Origin of the sequence: Novosphingobium sp. 18050 (genome assembly GCF_902706195.1) — a bacterium.
Classification (GTDB): domain Bacteria; phylum Pseudomonadota; class Alphaproteobacteria; order Sphingomonadales; family Sphingomonadaceae; genus Novosphingobium.
On sequence record NZ_CACSJO010000004.1, the window covers coordinates 146,529 to 162,354 of the forward strand.

The window sequence follows — 15,826 nt, forward strand, 5'->3', positions numbered from 1 at the left end:
CAGGGATGACATTTGGGCAAACCTCCCATATGGGAGGGCAATGGTATTGACTTCCACCGACGAGACCGACCTGCTCCTCCCATTGGTGCGCGGGATCGGCGACACCGCGCAGTTTTCCGAGTTTCTGGAGCGGCTACGACGCCGCAGCGATGCCGAATACGTCAGTATAGTAATGAAGCAGGGCGACGGCCCGCACGCCCAGATCACCGACTTCCACGCCGGTCGCGACTTGCGGGCACAGGCGCACGAGGTCAATCCGTTCGAAATGCATGCGCTGGAGCGCCTGCACTACGACCGGCTGCGGCCTGGGCGGGTTTACTCGGTCGCCGAATTCGTCGACCACGACCCGATCTTCCGCGCCGAGCGTATGGAAAAGATGCGCCGGTTGGGCATTGCCGACGAACGGGTGGTGCGCCTGCCGCAGATCGATGACACCAGCGCCTGGCTCATCATGGCCCGCGCTCAGCCATGCAGCGGGGCCGACAGCGCCCTGCTCTCCTCACTCGCGCCATATGTCGAGGCAGCGCTGCGCAGCTACGTCACGCTGGAAAAGCACCGCATCCGGGCGAGCGTGAGTTCGCAGGGCATGGCCCGCAGCGCCACCGCCTGGATGGCGCTGGACCGCGAGGCAAGGCTCCTGGCGATCGACCCACGCCTGGATGCATGGCTGCGCGCGAACCTCGGCTACACCCCGCGACCGGGCGAGCGGCTTCGCGACCTCGGCGTTCATGCGGAGCGGGAAATGAGCGCGGCGGCCGTGCTTTTCGCCTCGGACGATCCGCCTGCCCCGCGCGCCGTGGTGCTCCACGAACATCCCAGGCTCGAAGCGCTGCTGACCGCCACCAGCGACATGCCGGTCCCTTCGATGCTGGCGCTATGCCGACTGCCCAACGCCCGTACATCGCAGAGCGTCGAACGCCTCGCCCGCCTGTTCGACCTGCCGTCCCGCGAGGCCGAACTGGCGATTGCACTCAACGAAGGCCAGTCAATCGCCGAAGCCGCCGAGGCGATGGGGCTGACGCTGGAAACCGCGCGCAATTACTCCAAGCGGCTCTACGCCAAACTTGGCGTTCGCGGGCAGCCGGAACTGGTCCGGCTGGTGTGCGACAGCGTGGCGGTGATGGCGTGAACGGAACTAACCCCAGAGCGCTTCGGCCGCCGCCAGCCCCTGCTCCCCGCGACCGCCGAGCTCGGCGGTCAGCAGCTTGAGACGATAGGTCCACAAGTGCAGCGGGTGCTCCAGCGTCATACCCATACCGCCCAGGAACTGGTGGTAGTCGTAGCACACCCGCTTCGCCGCCTCCTGCGCATGGAGTAGCGCCAGAGCCGCGTCCCCGCTGTCGCCGGTGCCCGCCGCGCGCAGAACAAGCCAATAGACGCTGTTGGTGATCACCTGATCCTCGGCAAGCCGGTGCCGCATGCCCTGGAACGTCGCCAGCGGCCGCCCGAACTGCTTGCGGTCGGACACGTAAGTCACCGTCGCGGCCAATGCTGCGCCAAGTAGCCCCGCCGCCTCCGCCGCGACCGCTACGCGCCATGCCCGCAGCACCTCGCCGGCATCCACATCATGCACGGTCATGGCATCCGGCAAGCCGGTCAGGAACGCCACCGGATAGGCATAAAGCGTATCCTCCTGCGCCGCCGCGATCATCCCGGCATCGACCGTGAAGCTGCGCACACCCGAGAGACCGACGACAACCACGCTCGCCCCCGGTCGCAGGAAGCGAACCGGACCACCGGTTCGACCTTCCTCGACCAGACAGAGCGGACGCGGCAGGTCGGGATCAATCAACGGACGGACCATGGCCGACGCCGCAGCCTCGACGGCAAACGGCAGCCGCGCCAGTTTCTCCACCACCAGCGCGGCGGTAACGGGGCCGAGTTCCTCGACGGCCAGCACATCCAGAAACCCGCTCTCGACCAGCGCGGCGTCGAGGTCCGCGCTCTCCAGCGCGAGCGAAACATCGTGCATCGGCAAGCTCGCATAAGGCCGCGCAAGGCTGTCGATGAAGTCGAGGACCTGGGTTTGGTCCTCGCTGAGGGCAAGCTGCATCAGCGCGGTTCCCGGGGCAATTCCAGCACGTCGCTGGCAATGATGTTGAGCTGGATCTCCGCCGAGCCGGCAGCAACCCCGGCGACGATGCCGCGCTGGTGGTGCATCTTGAGATAGGGGGATGCGCCGGCCAGCGCCTGAGGCAGAAACTCGATCACGAATTCGCAGACCGCCCGCTCGGCCATGACCGTTGCATAGCGCGCGGAACTCGATTCCGCGCCGATGGCGAGGCCGTCGACACGCTTTTGGACAACCGCATAGTTCGCTGTTCCAGCCGCCTCGCACAGAGCGGCGCAGCGGGCCGCCTCGATCCGAACGTATTCGCGGCTGAAACGCCCCTCGCCCTGCAGCATAGCCACCGCCCGGTCGAGCGCGGCTCGGGCCAGAGTGAAGCGCGGAATGCCCAGACGCTCGTTGCGCAGCGAATAGGCGACGATCTCCCACGCCTGCCCCTCATCGCCGAAACGAGCGGTTTCCGGCACGGTGACGTCGTCGAAGAAAACCTCATGGATGTCGCCTTCACCGATCAGCGAAGGGATCTGCCGTACCGTTATGCCCGGCGTGTCCATCGGCACCAGGATGATGGTGATGCCTTTTTTGCGGTCATCGCTGGTGCGGGTGAGCAGGAAACACGTGTCGGCCAGCCCGGCGTAGCTGGTCCAGATCTTCTGACCGTTGATAACGTAGTTGCCATTCCGCAGGTCGGCTCGGGTGCGCAGCGCGGCAAGGTCTGAACCGGCGTCGGGCTCGGAGAAGCCCTGGCACCACAGCGACTGCCCCCTGGTGATCGGTTCGAGGTAGCGGGCCTTCTGTTCCTCGGTGCCGTACTTCTGCAAAGTCGGGCCGATCCAGTTGACGTTCATGTACTGGCCGCCTCGCGGCTCGCCCGCGATCCACATTTCCTCGGCGAGGATCTGCTGCTCCCATGGGCCCAGCCCCTCACCGCCCATCTCCACCGGCCAGTGCGGGAAGAGGATGCCGGCCTCGGCCAGTTTCACGCAGAATTCGCGCGCGAAAGCGGTCAGCGCGGGGGACGCGGGGCCATGCTCGGAGAACTTCTCCCAATCATCGGGCAAGTTCGTGTGCAGGAAATCCCGGATCTTGTGCCGAAAGGCGTCCTGCTCGGGTGTCCATTCGAATTGCATCGGCGCGGCGCCCCTCCTCTTGTGCCCTTCGTTAGGCGCAAGAGCGCGCGCGCTACAACATGGCCGCCGACGCAATCGCGGGTGCGATTGGCTCTAGCGGGCCAATGCCGCCGGAGAGACGTAGCGAGTAGTGGAAATGCCGCCGTCCACCGCGATGGTCTGACCGTTGACGAAACCTGCCTCGTCCGAGGCAAGGAAGGCGACCATGTTCCCTATATCGGCAGCGCTGCAGTCACGCTGGAGCGGAGTCAGTTCGTGGTTGGTGCGGCGGAAGAAATCGAGATTCCAATAGGCATCCGTCATCTCGGTGCGGACAACCGTAGGCGCAATGTAATTGGCCCGGATACTGCGCGGCCCGTACTCGGCGGCAAGGGTCTGCATGAGACCGATCTGCCCCGCCTTGACGGTGGAATAAGCGCCGCCGCCGGGGGTGCCGTAAATGCCCCAGGTGGAGCCGATGAACAGGATCGAGCCTCCCTCTCCCATCGCGCCCAACGCCTCGCGGCACAGCCGGAAAGGCGCGCGCAGGGAAATGTTCAGAACTTCGTCGAGCATCGCGTCGGTGGTCTGGTCGACAGGCCCGAAGTTGAACGATCCGGCATTGTTGACGAGCAGGTCGAGGCGCCCGAATTTCTCCGCTGCTGCGCCGACGATCTTCGCCGGGGCGTCATCAGCGGTAGCGTCGACGGCAATGAAATCAAACTCCATCGCGCCTGCGAGCTGGTCCTTCAGTGCGGCGAGTTTTTCCGCATTTCGCCCGGTGCCGAGTACCTTGAAACCCTTCGCGCCCAGCGCCCGGACGATCGCCTCACCGATCCCGCCCGCTGCGCCGGTGACGATCGCTACTTTGTTCATGCCTTGCCTTTCCGAATTACCATCGCCCCGGATCAAGTCCGGTTACACCACCACCGCCTGCCGCACCGGCTCCGAGCGCTGGTTGCCCGAGCGTTCCGCGATGTCATTTGCGGCAACGTAGCCGAAGGTCATGCCCGGCCCGATCGTCGCCCCCGCGCCCGGATAGGTATCGCCGAAAGGCGTCCCCGCATTGTTGCCCGCCGCATAGAGGCCCGGGATAGGATTGCCCCCTTGATCCAGCACCCGGGCCCGTGCGTCACACCGCAGACCGCCCTTGGTGCCGAGATCACCGTTGTTGATCGGCACGGCGTAATAGGGCGCTGTATCGATAGGCCCAAGGTTCGGATTGGGCGTAGAACTCGGATCGCCGAACATCTGGTCGTACGGGTTCATCCCTCGTCCGAATTCGGGATCAATGCCGGTCGCGGCATAGGCATTCATTTTCTCTACGGTGCGCGCCACGGCGTCCACCGGCAGGTTGATCTTTGCCGCAAGAGCCTCGACCGTATCGGCGCGGAAAACGTAGTGGTCCCACCAGTCCTCCGGCACCTTGCGTTCCGCCGTGTGGACCGTAGGCATCAGCCCCCCGGCGCTGAACTTGCGGCGGAACTTCGCGTCGAAGATCAGCCAGCATGGCATATTCGCGCCGGTCTCCACCTGATCGCGGACCATCGCCTGGCCGAACCGATCATAGCCACAGGCCTCGTCGACGAAACGCAAACCGTTGCGGTTGACGACGACGCTCCACGGGCGGCCCACGTCGAAAGCCGCCTGATGGATTTCGTGGAAGTTGGATGCGCCTTTCATCGGCAGGGTCATCGTGGGTATCCACCAGCCCTGCTCGGTGTGTTCGGTGCTCGCGCCCACCTGCTCGGCCGCGATGAGCGCTTCGCCCCGGTTGCCATCCTCCGGGGTGGAAGAGTGCCGGGTGAGTCCGGGAATCGGGAAGAATCGGTCGCGAAGTTCCTGGTTCCACTCGAAACCGCCCGCCGCCAGAACCACGCCGTGACGCGCTTCGACGCTGTAGCTGCGCCCGAAGCTGGAGACTTCCACTCCCGTCACGCGCCCGCCCTCATCCAGTGTCAGGCCGTCCAGCCGGGTTTCCAGTCGCATCTCGGCACCGCGCCGGAACACCTGTTCAAAAGTCGCGCCCATCAGCGCCGCGCCCTGGGTAAAACGTTTGTCGCGGTGCGAGAGCTTGCGAGTACTGCGGTCCAGCCAGTAGCGGCCGATCATCCGGCCTGCCACCGTGCGCCAGCCCTTCGACTGCATCATCAGCGCGAACGTTTCAGTCAGGTCCATGGCATAGCGGCCGAACAGCTTGAAGCGGTTATATTGCTCCCGCATCAGGGCGTAGCGCCCATCGCCCAGCCTGCGTCCATCGAATGTCGGCACGATCACCGAACGGTCAGAGCGCGCGCCGGGGTGCCCGGGGAAATAGTCAGGCCAGGCCGCCGCCAAAACCGGCACCCCCGTCGACCTGAGGTAATGCAGCATCCTCGGCGCTTGGTCGACGAAGGCCTCCAGCCGCTCGCGGTTCACCGGGACGCCGATCGTGGCGTCGAGGTATTCCAGCGCCGACGCGCGGCTGTCGCCCACATCGCCGTCGAGGCCATGGTTGGGTATCCACATCACCCCGCCAGAGGTGGCCGAAGTACCGCCGAACTTGTGCGCCTTCTCGACGATCAGCACTTTAAGGCCAAGGTCGGCGCTGCGCAGCGCCGCCATGGCCCCGGCCGCGCCAGAACCTACCACCACGACATCGAAGGTTTCGGCAAAGGTCACCGGCTATCTCCTCAGCGAAGGCGTTCATCCGCCCTCATCCCGCCTGCCTTATCGCGGCGGCGGCTTTCCCTAGAAATGACCGGCGGAGTACTGCGAGTTGCTTGGCCCTGCTCTGGCATCTGCGAGACGCTTGCGGCATGACCGTGAAAACGGGACTGGGAACGAACGATGCAGAAAGTCGAAACAGCATAATGAGCGAAAAGGCATTCGTCGCCGTGGCGAAGCTGGAGGAGATTCCGGCAGGCGGCAAGAAAGTGGTCGAAGTGAACGGCATCAGCGTGGTTCTGGTGAACGCCAAGGACCGCATCTTCGCGGTGCGCAACTTATGCAGCCACGCTTATGAGACCTTGGAATGTGGCCGGGTGCGTGCGGGATGGATTTCCTGCCCGGTTCACGGCGCCCGCTTCGATCTGGAGACCGGCAAGCCGCTGAACCCGCCCGCAACGATGCCGATCGATACTTACGAAGTGCGCATGGACGGGGATACGATCTTAGTGGCGGTGTGACCCGTCACCGCCGGGCCTGAGCCGATATCGCCCTCGCGTACCGCCCGTTGTGGACGCCGGTCCGGACCCTGTGCTTGGACGGTTGCCATGACCGATACGCCCGATCTCGAAGCGCTGCGCAGCGAAGTACGCGCCTTCCTCCAAGCCGAGGCCCCGACGGGCTGGCGCGACGCCAGCCGCACGCAGGACGACTTTGTCGCCACCCAGCGCGGCTGGTTCGCGAAACTTGTGAAGGCCGGTTACGCAATCCCGCACTGGCCGGCACAGTTCAACGGCGGCGGACGCGGCCTTGCCGAGCAGAAGGTGATTTACGAGGAACTGGCGAAGGCCGATTGCCCGCGCCTCCTGCTCTCGTTCGTGTCCACCTACCACGCCTTCGCCACGCTCCACGAATGCGCCAGCACCGAGCAGCAGGCCGAGTATCTCCCTCGCATCCTCGAAGGCGAAACCTGGTGCCAGGGCTTCTCGGAACCAGGCGCAGGCTCGGACCTCGCCGCGATCAAGACCCGGGCTACCCGTGAGATGCGAGATGGACGCGAGGTCTACGTCGTCAACGGCCAGAAGGTCTGGTCGACGATGGCGCAGTTTGCACAGAAATGCCTGCTGTTGGTGCGCACGTCCTCGGACGGGGTTAAGCAGGCGGGCATCACCTACCTGCTGATGGACATGGACGCGCCCGGCGTGTCAGTCCGCCCGATCCACCAGATTCAGGGTGACGAGGAATTCGCCGAGATCTTCCTCGACAATGTCGAGATCCCCGTAAGCCGGCGCGTTGGCGAAGAGGGCAAGGGCTGGGCCGTGGCCCAGGCAACGCTTGCTTCCGAACGCGGCCTCACCCTGATGGAACTCAGCTACCGGATGCGCGGCGCCCTTGCCCGCGCCGCCACGCTGATCCGCGAGCACGGTCATGAAGAGGACCGCGGTGTGCTGCGCGACTTCGGCGAACTGGTGACGCAGGTGGACGCAGTCTGCGCCATTGCCGACCAGTTCCTCGACAACCGCATCAAGGGGATCGAGCGCATGGGTGACGCCTCGATCGTCAAGAACAGCTACAGCCGTGCGCTGCGGGCCTATGCGAAGCTGGGCCTGCGTGTTGGCGGCATGGCCGAACAATATATCGCGCCGATCACCTTCGGCGACCTCAACACCGGCAACTGGATGGCGGACTTCATGAACTCCTACGCCTGGACCATCGCCGGCGGCAGCGAGGAAGTGCAGCGCAACATCATCTCCGAAAGGATGCTCGACATGCCGCGCGAGCCGAAGGGCTGGGTGATCTGACATGATCGAACTGAATGAACTGACCGACGCTGCCCAGAAGGCCTTCCCGGCCGGCGCCCTCTCCCCGTCGCGCGACGAAAGCTGGGGGCTGGTCGCAGAAATGGGCTGGTTGATGGTCCGCCTGCCCGAAAACGACGGCGGGCTGGGGCTGAACCGCGAAGCTTCGACCGCGATCCACTTCGAGATGGGCCGCGTGCTGGCGACCACCCCGCTGATCCCCGCACAACTGGGTCTTCACGCGGTGCTGGCGAGCGAAATGCTGGCAGACCGTGCCGATTGGCTCGAACGCATATCCGGCGGCGACTATGTGCCCCTGCACCTCCTGCCTACCAAGCTGGAGACGGCGGCGAATGGCACGATCTCGGGTACGGTCGGCGGCGTATTCGATGCCGACATGGCGGCGGCGATAGTGGTCAGGCTGCCTTCGGGCTACGCGCTGATCCCCAGCGACGCGCCAGGCGTTTCGATCGTGGAGCGTCCGATCTGGGACCCGAGCCGGCGCCTTTTCGATCTCGTGCTCGACGGTTATGCGCCCGATCCTGCATTGATGCTCTGCGACCTCGCGGGTGCCGGTCCGCTCCATGACGCGCTGGCGCCGGAGGCACACCTTGCGCTAGCCGCCGACTGCCTTGGCGCCGCGAATGCGGCGCTCGACCTGACGATCGAATATCTCGGGATGCGGCGCCAGTTCGACCGGCCCATCGCCATGTTCCAGGCGCTCAAGCACCGCGCCGCGGACATGAAGACCCGCATCGCCGCCGCCGAAGCCCTGTTATGGGGCCGCGTGCGCGATGAGGACGCTACCCTCACCCAATGCGGCGCAGCCAAGACGCTGGCGGCAAAGGCTTTCGCCTTCGTCACCGAAGAGGCGATCCAACTCCACGGCGGCATCGGCCTTACCGAGGAACACCCGATCCACCGCTTCATGAAGCGCGCGATGCTCAACCTCCAGCTTTGCGGCTCGTCGGACCTGTGGAACGAGCGCACCGGCCGCGAGGCGCTCGCAAAACTCGCCTGAACCTTGCCATGATGGCGCAACGTGCACGGTTCCCGCACGTTGCGCCATCATGGCAACTGCTTCCGATCCTCATCCCGCGCCCCCGACGGAACACACCTCCGAAATCCGCAAGAACATCGTGCTATACGGCGCGCTTGCCGCGAACATGGGGATCGCGGTCGCCAAGTTCGTGGCGGCGGGGGTCGGCGGTTCTTCGGCGATGGCGACCGAGGGCGTGCATTCACTGGTCGACAGCGGCAACCAGGTGCTGCTGCTCTACGGCCAGCGGCAGGCGAAGCGCGCGCCCGATGCCGCGCATCCCTTTGGCTATGGGCGTGAGCTGTATTTCTGGGCCTTCGTCGTCGCGATCCTGATTTTCGCGGGCGGCTCGGGTATCTCGATCTACGAGGGCATCGCCCATATCCGTGCGCCTTACCCGATCGCTGACCCTACATTGAGCTACGTTGTGCTCGGCATCGCGTTTGCCATGGAGGGCACGTCATGGGCGCTTGCGGTGCGGGAATTCAATGCCGGGCGCGAAGGCCAAAGCTGGTGGCAGGCCGTGCGCCGCTCCAAAGACCCGCCCACGTTCATTGTGTTATTCGAGGACAGCGCCGCCCTCATCGGCCTCGCCATCGCCGCTCTCGGCATCTGGGCGAGCGGGTATTTCGGCGATGCCCGGCTAGACGGCGCAGCCTCGGTTCTCATTGGCTTGGTACTTGCTGCCGTAGCCGTGCTGCTGGCGCGCGAGTCGAAAGAACTGCTGATCGGCGAGGCGGCTGATCCTGCCCTCATCGCGCAGTTGCGGGCAGTGATGGAGGGCAATCCTTCGATCACCTCGGTCAACCACGTGCGCACCGTCCACACCGGCCCCGACGCGGTCTTCGTGGCGATCAGCGCCGACTTTGCCGACGAACTGCCGATGGGCGACGCCGAAACCCTGATCGAGGAACTGGAAACGCGCATGAAAGCGCTCTCACCCAAGATAACCTCGATCTACATCAGGCCGGAGAAACGCGAACAGGCGTTCATGGGGTGATCCCCACCCCTCGCCGTTTCCAACTTGAGCAAAAGAACAAAACCCCTCCCCCGCTTGGACGGGGGAGGGGGTTCATATAACCCGGCAGTCAGCCAGCTCAGTCGTATTCGCAAAGCGCCTTGGCGGCAGCGGCGATATCGGCCGGCTGAACGAGGAAGGCGTCTTCAAGAACTTTCGCGAAAGGTACGGCGCTGTACGGCGCACCCAAACGCCGCACCGGGGCCTTCAACTTGCGGAACAGCTCTTCCTGAATGGTTGAGGCGATCTCGCCGCCCGGACCGAAGTGGCGCACCGCCTCATGAACGACGATCGCGCGGCCCGTCTTGTCGGCGGAGGCGAGGACGGCGTCCTTGTCCCACGGCGAAACCGTGCGCAGATCGATCACTTCGGCGGAAATGCCCTGCTGCGCCAGTTCATCGGCGGCGGCGAGGCAGTTGGCGACCATGCCCGAGTACGTGATCAGCGAGATATGCGTGCCTTCGCGGGCAACCCGCGCCTTGCCGAGCGGGATAGGCCCCTGATCGGCAGCCACGTCTCCGGGCACGAACAGGGTGCGGCTGTTCTCGATGAACAGCACCGGATCGGGGTCCTGGATCGCGGAGAGCAGCAGGCCCTTGTAATCAGCCGGAGTAGCCGGAGCGACCACCTTGATACCGGCAGTATGGGCGAACCAGCCCTCGTAGTGATCCGAGTGCTGGCCGGCAGTCTGCCAGCCGGCGCCCGTCAGCGTACGGATCACCAGCGGGACGGTGCTCTGCCCGCCCGACATGAAGCGCAGCTTCGCGGCGTGGTTGACGATCATGTCCATGGCCACGGTGATGAAGTTCATCAGCATGATCTCGGCCACCGGCTTGTAGCCGGCCATAGCCGCGCCCACGGCGGCGCCCACGATCGACTGCTCGGCAATCGGGGTCGAGCGCACGCGCAGGTCACCGAACTTGGTCGAGAGGCCGCGCGTGGTGCCCATCACGCCGCCGCCTTCGCGGTCGGCCACGTCCTCGCCGAAGACGAGGACCTTGGAGTCCTCCTCCATCGCCTGGAACAATGCGGCGGTAATCGCCGCCTGGCCGGTCATCTTGAGCATTTCGCCGGCCTGGCCCGGGGTTGCTTCTGCGGTATCGGTGCTCATGCCGGAATCTCCTCGGCAAAGACGTCGCGGCGCAGTTCGTCCACCGACGCGTATCCACTCTCGAAAGCGAAATCGATGGCGTCCTGAACTTCGGCCTCGATGCTCGTCTTCATCTCCTCCAGCTGCGCCTCGGTGGCGACGCCGGTATCGATCAGAAGCTGGCGGAACAGGACCAGCGGGTCCTTGGCCAGCGCTTCGGCCTTCTCTTCCTTGGTCATGTAGGCGTCGTTGTCGCCGAAGACGTGGCCCATGAAGCGGAAGGTTTTGCACTCCAGCAAGGTTGGGCCTTCGCCCGCGCGCGCGCGCTCGATGGCGGCGTGGGCATGGGCGTACATGTCGAACGGATCGTTGCCGTCGACGGTGTAACCCGGCATTCCGTAGCCGATCGCGCGCTTGGAGATGAAGTCCACCGAAGTGGCGTTCTCATAGCGGGTATGCTCCGCAAAACCGTTGTTCGAGCACACGAAGATCACCGGCAGCTTCCACACCGAGGCAAGGTTGAGCGCCTCGTGGAAGGCGCCGATGTTGCTGGCACCGTCGCCGAAATAGGCCACCGTCACGCGCTTCGACCCGTCGAGCAGCGAGGCCCAGGCGAAGCCATTGGCGATCGGCATCGAGGAACCGACGATGCCCGTCGTCACCATCACGCCCGTTTCGGGGTGAGTAAGGTGCATCGGGCCGCCCTTGCCCTTGCAGGTGCCGTCGACGCGGCCGCAGATCTCGGCCCAGAGCGGGCGCAGCGGCATGCCCTTGGCAACCATGTCGTGGATGCCGCGATAGATCGTGCAGATCACGTCATCGTCGGTCATCAGGTTCGACAGGGTGGACGGGATCACCTCCTGCCCGCGCGCGGAATAGTAGGGCGCGGTGATGCGGCCGCGGCGGATCTGCGTACGGGTGAATTCGTCGTTCCGCTCGATACGCACCATGCGGCGGTAGATGTCGAGCTGCGTGGCGGCATCGGGCGATGCCCTGTTTTCTGGCGTCTGGCTCATGAGTCCTCTCTCGAACAGCTTGGGCTGCTGAACACGCTGAACATTGGTTCAGTCCCGCCCCCCGATGCAAGAGCGGGTGGACCGCCCCGGCGTTATCGTTCCTGCATTACCGGAGCCTTGGGCAAAGCCGCAGGCGGTCACGCAAAAAGGCCCCCGCAAAAGCAAGGGCCTCGCGCTATTCGGAAATCCCTGCGTCAGCCCTGCGGCACGACCCGCTCGCCATGTTCGGTGAACAGCGCGGTGTAGCAGGTGCCGAAGTCCTGCGCGTCGCTCTGGGTCAGTTCGCCGCTTTTCGACGCGGCGCCCATCGCCCCCAGGAACGCCATCGGATCGTCTGCTTCGATGTCGTAGATCGCGAGGAATTCGTTCTCGTCGCTGCCCATCAGTCTGGCGGCAAGTTTGTAACGCTGGGCGCCCGCCATGCCGAACTTGTTCACCAGTTCGGGCAGGTGCTTGGTGTTGTACCACTCGTGATATTCCGCCTCGCGGCCGGGCTGGGGGCGGGTGAGCGCGACGAGTTTCATCTTCATGTGCATCTCTCCTGATTGTTTTCACCGCCCAGCATTCGCCAGCCGTCTGGTCGATGCAAGTGCCCGCTATCTAACCGCCACAAGCATCGCCTCACCGGACCTTACTGCAGCAGGCTGCTACCGATCTCCGGGAAAGGCTCGGCCGCCGGGATCAGGATGCTCGGCGCGATATCGGCGCCGACAGGCTCCACGGCGCATTCTCCGCGATATTCGCGCGGGTTGGCGCCGAACACCCGCTTGAACATGCGGCTGAAATGCGCCGGGCTCTTGAACCCGACCCCATAGGCGATCTCGCTAATCGAGATGTCGCGAGGGTCGGAACTGGAGAGCCAGGCCTTGGCCTTGGCCAGTCGCTGCTCCCACACCAGTTCGGAAAACGAGGTTTCCCGAAGGCGCAGCAGGAACGAGAGATAGCGCGGGGATATGCCGCAACCCCTGGCGACCATCGCGGTCGAAAGCTGCGGGTCGGACAGATGCACTTCAATAAAGCGCAGCACTTCGTCCAGCCGCCGGTCGGCGATCGACTGGCGTACGGGCTGCATGTCCTCGCTGGCACGCACCGCATTGCCGATGAGGCCCATCGCCGTATCGACCAGCAACCGCGCCGATTCTTCGCATAGCCCGCCATCGTCCTCGAATACCTCTGTCAGCATTGTCTGGGCGATGGCCAGTTCGGCGCGTTCCATGGCCATGAACAGACCCGTGCTGAAATCCTGGTGAACATAGGCGCGCAGGATGTGGGTGGGCACGGTGACGTGCAACACCTCGTTCTGGCCCTGGCCATCGGTGCGGCATTCCATGAAGAACGGCGACATCGAGCGGGTGATGATGAAGTCACCGGGCCGCGCCAGCTTGTTGCCGCACTGGTTGGAGAAAGCCAGTTCACCCTGCCTGACGAACCACAGGATCGAAAGATCGGTCGCATCCTCGCGGATGTGCTGGCGCGAACGGCGGAAAAAGAGGTTCGCGGCCGACCGCTGACGAATGATCGAGATCGGCCCCACCGTCTTGCGCTCCGCGCGCACCTCGATGGTCGAACCGTCCTCGATCCAGAAGTCGCCGCGATAGTATTCCTGATCGCGGACACCGCGGAATTTCTGCTGACATTCGCGGTAGTTGCGCTTGTCGAACGAGAACAAAGTCTCAGCCATGGTTATCTCCCAATGGTAAGAAGCATGGCGCACGGAGCGTCTTGCGCATTCCCACCCATTACTGCCGCCGTTTCTTGCCGGTCGGTTCTGTCTACACTTGCTATCATGCGCTTGCGAGGATGCTCTACTTTGCGCGCAATTCGATCCGCATTGCGCGCATTGTAGATATCATCGCGTCGGCGCTTACCCTTCCCGGCCCTTCTTCGAGAGGCGCCATTCGGGCGGGTAGTTGAGGTCGTGGTTCTTCACTACTTTGCCGATACCCTGCTTGAAGGTATCGCCCTTGCCCAGATTGACGTCCTCGGCACCGTCGTCCTTCATCAGCGGCAACATGCCTTCCAGCCAGCCTGTGAGCAGACTGCCCATGTATTCGCCCCGATACTGCTTGTACGCCTCAATGAAGGTCTTCTGCGCCACGACCACGTCGGTCGGACGGGTAATCGAGCAGGCGTGGGCGTACTTGGCGGTCTCGGCCTCCAGCTTGTCGCGAGGGACAACCGAGTTCACGAAGTTGCAGTGGTGCATCTCGTCGGCGGTGAAGGGACGACCGGTGAACAGCATCTCGGAGAAACGGCGCAGGCCCACCATCTCCAGCCACTGCCACATGCGCGGCCCCCAACCGGCATAGCGGAACGAGGGGTGGCCGAACAAGGCATCATCCGACGAGACGATGATGTCGGCATCGGCGCACTGGTAGAAATGCCAGCCATAGCAATAGCCCTTGGCCTCGACGATCGAGATCTTCTTGAACTCCTGGAGCGGGCGGTTGCCCGAACGCGCCTTGGCGTAATAGTCGGTGAGGCCGTGGAGGTAGCGGAACGAGCCCGGCGGCGGGTACTTCACGTCAGGGTCCTCGATCTCCATGTCGACCAGGAAACCGTCGCCCGGTCCCGGATTGAGATAGAGGTCGCCATGCTCGTCTAGATCGCCGCCGCTGCCCAGGTTGTCGCCCTCGCCCCGGATGACGAGGACCTTCACGTCGTCGTCGATATTGGCCCGGAACACCAGTTCGCCAAAGCGCGCCCGCATGCCGATGGTAGCGGTGTTGTGCTTGTCCAGCCGGCTGAAGGTGATCGTGGCGATCTTGGTCGCCTTGTCCTTCTCGTAGCGGATGTGCTGGTCGCCCGCGTGCTTGTGCTCGGCAATGGTCTTCATGGCTTGTTCTCTCCCCGGGCCCTTGGCCACTTTGTACTTTCCCGGGTGCTGCCACAGGCAATCCGAAGGGTATTGGCAATTCACGCAGGCATCTCGATACTGCACGCCGAACGGCAGAGGTGAACACGCCCGTGCCGGGGAGGACATGCCATGGGCCAGGACAGCTTCTTCAGCCTCGATGGGCCGCTCGACGTGACGCCGGGCGGTGGACAAGTGCGAGCCGCCAACTTCGCGGGACTGGTCGGCCTCGCCCGCAGCCATGGGCGCGACGCGCGCGGCATCGTTGAGCGCCACGGCATGGAAGCCCGGGTGTTGATAGACCCCGAAAGCCTGATCGCCCCGCAGCAGGTCGCGGACACACTGGAATATTGCAGCGCGCTGTTCGACGACCCCCTGTTCGGCCTGCACATGGCCACCATGCAGGACCCGGAGGTGTTCGGCTGCGTGACCGCGCTATGCCGCTCGGCGCCCACAGTACGCGCGGGCATCCGCTGCCTGATCGACTTCCTCCCCGTCGTGCACGCGCCCGACTGCGAAGTAGTTCTGATCGAGGGCCGCGAGACTGCCGAGCTGACCTGGCTGGTCAACACGGACATCGGCGTCAACGATCAGGCCAACTACCAGGCGGCGATGCTCAACGTGAAGCTGCTGCTGGCAATCGGTGGCCCTGCCTTCAAGCCAAGCTGGGTAAGCCTTTCCGCCGACCCGCGCGGCAGCGACCTGCCCGAAATCGAAAAGACGCTGGGCTGCCGGGTGCTGGGCCGCTCCACCCGCAACTCCATCGGCTTCCCCGTCCGTGCGCTGGAGCAGCCCGTGCCGAGCGCCAATCGCCTGCTCTACCGGCTGCTCGGCTCCTATCTGCAGCGGGTGAAATCGGAACACAGCCAGTCGATCATCGACAAGGTCGACAGCTATATCCGCGGCGCGCTGGCGACCGGCTCCTGCTCGATCGAGCGCTGCGCAGAAAAAACCGGCATGTCGGTACGCACCCTGCAATCGCGGCTGGCGGCAGAAAGCGCAAAGTTCTCCGAACTGGTCGAGAAGCAGCGCGAAACACTGGCGAAAGCCCATCTCGCCGATCGCCGTCTGTCACTGGACGAAATCGCGGATCGGCTGGGTTACGGCGAGCAGACCAGCTTCGGCCGCGCCTTCAAACGCTGGACCGGGATAACCCCGCAGCAGTTCCGGGCGGGGTGCTGAACTCG

Annotated in this window: 15 protein-coding genes; 6 read left to right on the forward strand and 9 right to left on the reverse strand. The window is 64.5% G+C overall.

Annotated features, from left to right (window positions below):
* Positions 1 to 40 precede the first annotated feature (40 nt).
* Positions 41 to 1,129, forward strand: coding sequence for a LuxR C-terminal-related transcriptional regulator (locus tag GVL61_RS06475; RefSeq protein WP_159978190.1), 1,089 nt, complete (start codon positions 41 to 43; stop codon positions 1,127 to 1,129).
* 6 nt (positions 1,130 to 1,135) lie between these two features.
* Here GVL61_RS06475 and GVL61_RS06480 read toward each other — a convergent pair whose 3' ends face one another.
* The 4 genes from GVL61_RS06480 to GVL61_RS06495 all read right to left on the reverse strand — a co-directional run bounded on the left by GVL61_RS06480 (position 1,136) and on the right by GVL61_RS06495 (position 5,838).
* Positions 1,136 to 2,053, reverse strand: a complete 918-nt coding sequence (locus GVL61_RS06480) for an acyl-CoA dehydrogenase family protein (RefSeq protein ID WP_159978192.1) — start codon at positions 2,051 to 2,053, stop codon at positions 1,136 to 1,138.
* Positions 2,053 to 3,198 carry an acyl-CoA dehydrogenase family protein gene (locus GVL61_RS06485; RefSeq protein WP_159978194.1) on the reverse strand — a complete coding sequence of 382 codons (1,146 nt, stop codon included), beginning with the start codon at positions 3,196 to 3,198 and terminating at the stop codon, positions 2,053 to 2,055. The genes GVL61_RS06480 and GVL61_RS06485 overlap by 1 nt, the downstream gene beginning before the upstream one ends.
* Before the next feature lie 93 nt (positions 3,199 to 3,291).
* A complete protein-coding gene (locus tag GVL61_RS06490) occupies positions 3,292 to 4,053 on the reverse strand; it encodes an SDR family NAD(P)-dependent oxidoreductase (protein WP_159978196.1) in 762 nt (253 codons plus the stop codon).
* Positions 4,054 to 4,095: 42 nt separating this feature from the next.
* Positions 4,096 to 5,838, reverse strand: coding sequence for an FAD-dependent oxidoreductase (locus GVL61_RS06495; protein ID WP_159978198.1), 1,743 nt, complete (start codon positions 5,836 to 5,838; stop codon positions 4,096 to 4,098).
* A 191-nt stretch (positions 5,839 to 6,029) separates the two neighbouring features.
* Between GVL61_RS06495 and GVL61_RS06500 the strand changes: the two genes are divergently transcribed.
* The 4 genes from GVL61_RS06500 to GVL61_RS06515 all read left to right on the forward strand — a co-directional run bounded on the left by GVL61_RS06500 (position 6,030) and on the right by GVL61_RS06515 (position 9,661).
* The gene (locus tag GVL61_RS06500) at positions 6,030 to 6,344 is read left to right on the forward strand and encodes a non-heme iron oxygenase ferredoxin subunit (RefSeq protein WP_159978200.1); all 315 of its coding nucleotides are present in this window, start codon (positions 6,030 to 6,032) and stop codon (positions 6,342 to 6,344) included.
* Between the two features lie 87 nt (positions 6,345 to 6,431).
* A complete protein-coding gene (locus GVL61_RS06505) occupies positions 6,432 to 7,625 on the forward strand; it encodes an acyl-CoA dehydrogenase family protein (protein ID WP_159978202.1) in 1,194 nt (397 codons plus the stop codon).
* 1 nt (position 7,626) lies between these two features.
* Positions 7,627 to 8,643, forward strand: a complete 1,017-nt coding sequence (locus tag GVL61_RS06510) for an acyl-CoA dehydrogenase family protein (RefSeq protein ID WP_159978204.1) — start codon at positions 7,627 to 7,629, stop codon at positions 8,641 to 8,643.
* 49 nt (positions 8,644 to 8,692) lie between these two features.
* Positions 8,693 to 9,661, forward strand: a complete 969-nt coding sequence (locus GVL61_RS06515) for a cation diffusion facilitator family transporter (RefSeq protein ID WP_159978206.1) — start codon at positions 8,693 to 8,695, stop codon at positions 9,659 to 9,661.
* A 97-nt stretch (positions 9,662 to 9,758) separates the two neighbouring features.
* Here the strand turns inward: GVL61_RS06515 and GVL61_RS06520 are convergent, their stop codons facing one another.
* The 5 genes from GVL61_RS06520 to GVL61_RS06540 form a co-directional block, all read right to left on the reverse strand.
* The gene (locus tag GVL61_RS06520) at positions 9,759 to 10,745 is read right to left on the reverse strand and encodes an alpha-ketoacid dehydrogenase subunit beta (RefSeq protein WP_159978422.1); all 987 of its coding nucleotides are present in this window, start codon (positions 10,743 to 10,745) and stop codon (positions 9,759 to 9,761) included.
* A gap of 41 nt (positions 10,746 to 10,786) precedes the next feature.
* Entirely contained in the window at positions 10,787 to 11,785 is a 999-nt protein-coding gene (locus GVL61_RS06525; protein WP_159978208.1) for a thiamine pyrophosphate-dependent dehydrogenase E1 component subunit alpha, read from the reverse strand.
* A 194-nt stretch (positions 11,786 to 11,979) separates the two neighbouring features.
* Positions 11,980 to 12,315 carry a DUF4286 family protein gene (locus tag GVL61_RS06530; RefSeq protein ID WP_159978210.1) on the reverse strand — a complete coding sequence of 112 codons (336 nt, stop codon included), beginning with the start codon at positions 12,313 to 12,315 and terminating at the stop codon, positions 11,980 to 11,982.
* 101 nt (positions 12,316 to 12,416) lie between these two features.
* Positions 12,417 to 13,466, reverse strand: coding sequence for an AraC family transcriptional regulator (locus GVL61_RS06535; protein ID WP_159978212.1), 1,050 nt, complete (start codon positions 13,464 to 13,466; stop codon positions 12,417 to 12,419).
* 183 nt (positions 13,467 to 13,649) lie between these two features.
* Positions 13,650 to 14,621 carry an enoyl-CoA hydratase/isomerase family protein gene (locus GVL61_RS06540; RefSeq protein ID WP_159978214.1) on the reverse strand — a complete coding sequence of 324 codons (972 nt, stop codon included), beginning with the start codon at positions 14,619 to 14,621 and terminating at the stop codon, positions 13,650 to 13,652.
* Between the two features lie 150 nt (positions 14,622 to 14,771).
* On the opposite strand from GVL61_RS06540, the gene GVL61_RS06545 reads away from it, so the two are divergent.
* On the forward strand, positions 14,772 to 15,821 hold the full coding sequence (locus GVL61_RS06545; RefSeq protein WP_159978216.1) for an AraC family transcriptional regulator: 1,050 nt from the start codon (positions 14,772 to 14,774) through the stop codon (positions 15,819 to 15,821).
* Positions 15,822 to 15,826: the final 5 nt, after the last annotated feature.

What these genes read in the sequence shown, in the direction of transcription:
- GVL61_RS06535 (WP_159978212.1), bottom strand. Translation starts at nt 13,466, where the DNA reads ATGGCTGAGACTTTGTTCTCGTTCGACAAGCGCAACTACCGCGAATGT.
- GVL61_RS06520 (WP_159978422.1), bottom strand. Translation starts at nt 10,745, where the DNA reads ATGCTCAAGATGACCGGCCAGGCGGCGATTACCGCCGCATTGTTCCAG.
- GVL61_RS06475 (WP_159978190.1), top strand. Translation starts at nt 41, where the DNA reads ATGGTATTGACTTCCACCGACGAGACCGACCTGCTCCTCCCATTGGTG.
- GVL61_RS06485 (WP_159978194.1), bottom strand. Translation starts at nt 3,198, where the DNA reads ATGCAATTCGAATGGACACCCGAGCAGGACGCCTTTCGGCACAAGATC.
- GVL61_RS06480 (WP_159978192.1), bottom strand. Translation starts at nt 2,053, where the DNA reads ATGCAGCTTGCCCTCAGCGAGGACCAAACCCAGGTCCTCGACTTCATC.
- GVL61_RS06515 (WP_159978206.1), top strand. Translation starts at nt 8,693, where the DNA reads ATGGCAACTGCTTCCGATCCTCATCCCGCGCCCCCGACGGAACACACC.
- GVL61_RS06505 (WP_159978202.1), top strand. Translation starts at nt 6,432, where the DNA reads ATGACCGATACGCCCGATCTCGAAGCGCTGCGCAGCGAAGTACGCGCC.
- GVL61_RS06540 (WP_159978214.1), bottom strand. Translation starts at nt 14,621, where the DNA reads ATGAAGACCATTGCCGAGCACAAGCACGCGGGCGACCAGCACATCCGC.
- GVL61_RS06525 (WP_159978208.1), bottom strand. Translation starts at nt 11,785, where the DNA reads ATGAGCCAGACGCCAGAAAACAGGGCATCGCCCGATGCCGCCACGCAG.
- GVL61_RS06545 (WP_159978216.1), top strand. Translation starts at nt 14,772, where the DNA reads ATGGGCCAGGACAGCTTCTTCAGCCTCGATGGGCCGCTCGACGTGACG.
- GVL61_RS06510 (WP_159978204.1), top strand. Translation starts at nt 7,627, where the DNA reads ATGATCGAACTGAATGAACTGACCGACGCTGCCCAGAAGGCCTTCCCG.
- GVL61_RS06500 (WP_159978200.1), top strand. Translation starts at nt 6,030, where the DNA reads ATGAGCGAAAAGGCATTCGTCGCCGTGGCGAAGCTGGAGGAGATTCCG.
- GVL61_RS06530 (WP_159978210.1), bottom strand. Translation starts at nt 12,315, where the DNA reads ATGAAGATGAAACTCGTCGCGCTCACCCGCCCCCAGCCCGGCCGCGAG.
- GVL61_RS06490 (WP_159978196.1), bottom strand. Translation starts at nt 4,053, where the DNA reads ATGAACAAAGTAGCGATCGTCACCGGCGCAGCGGGCGGGATCGGTGAG.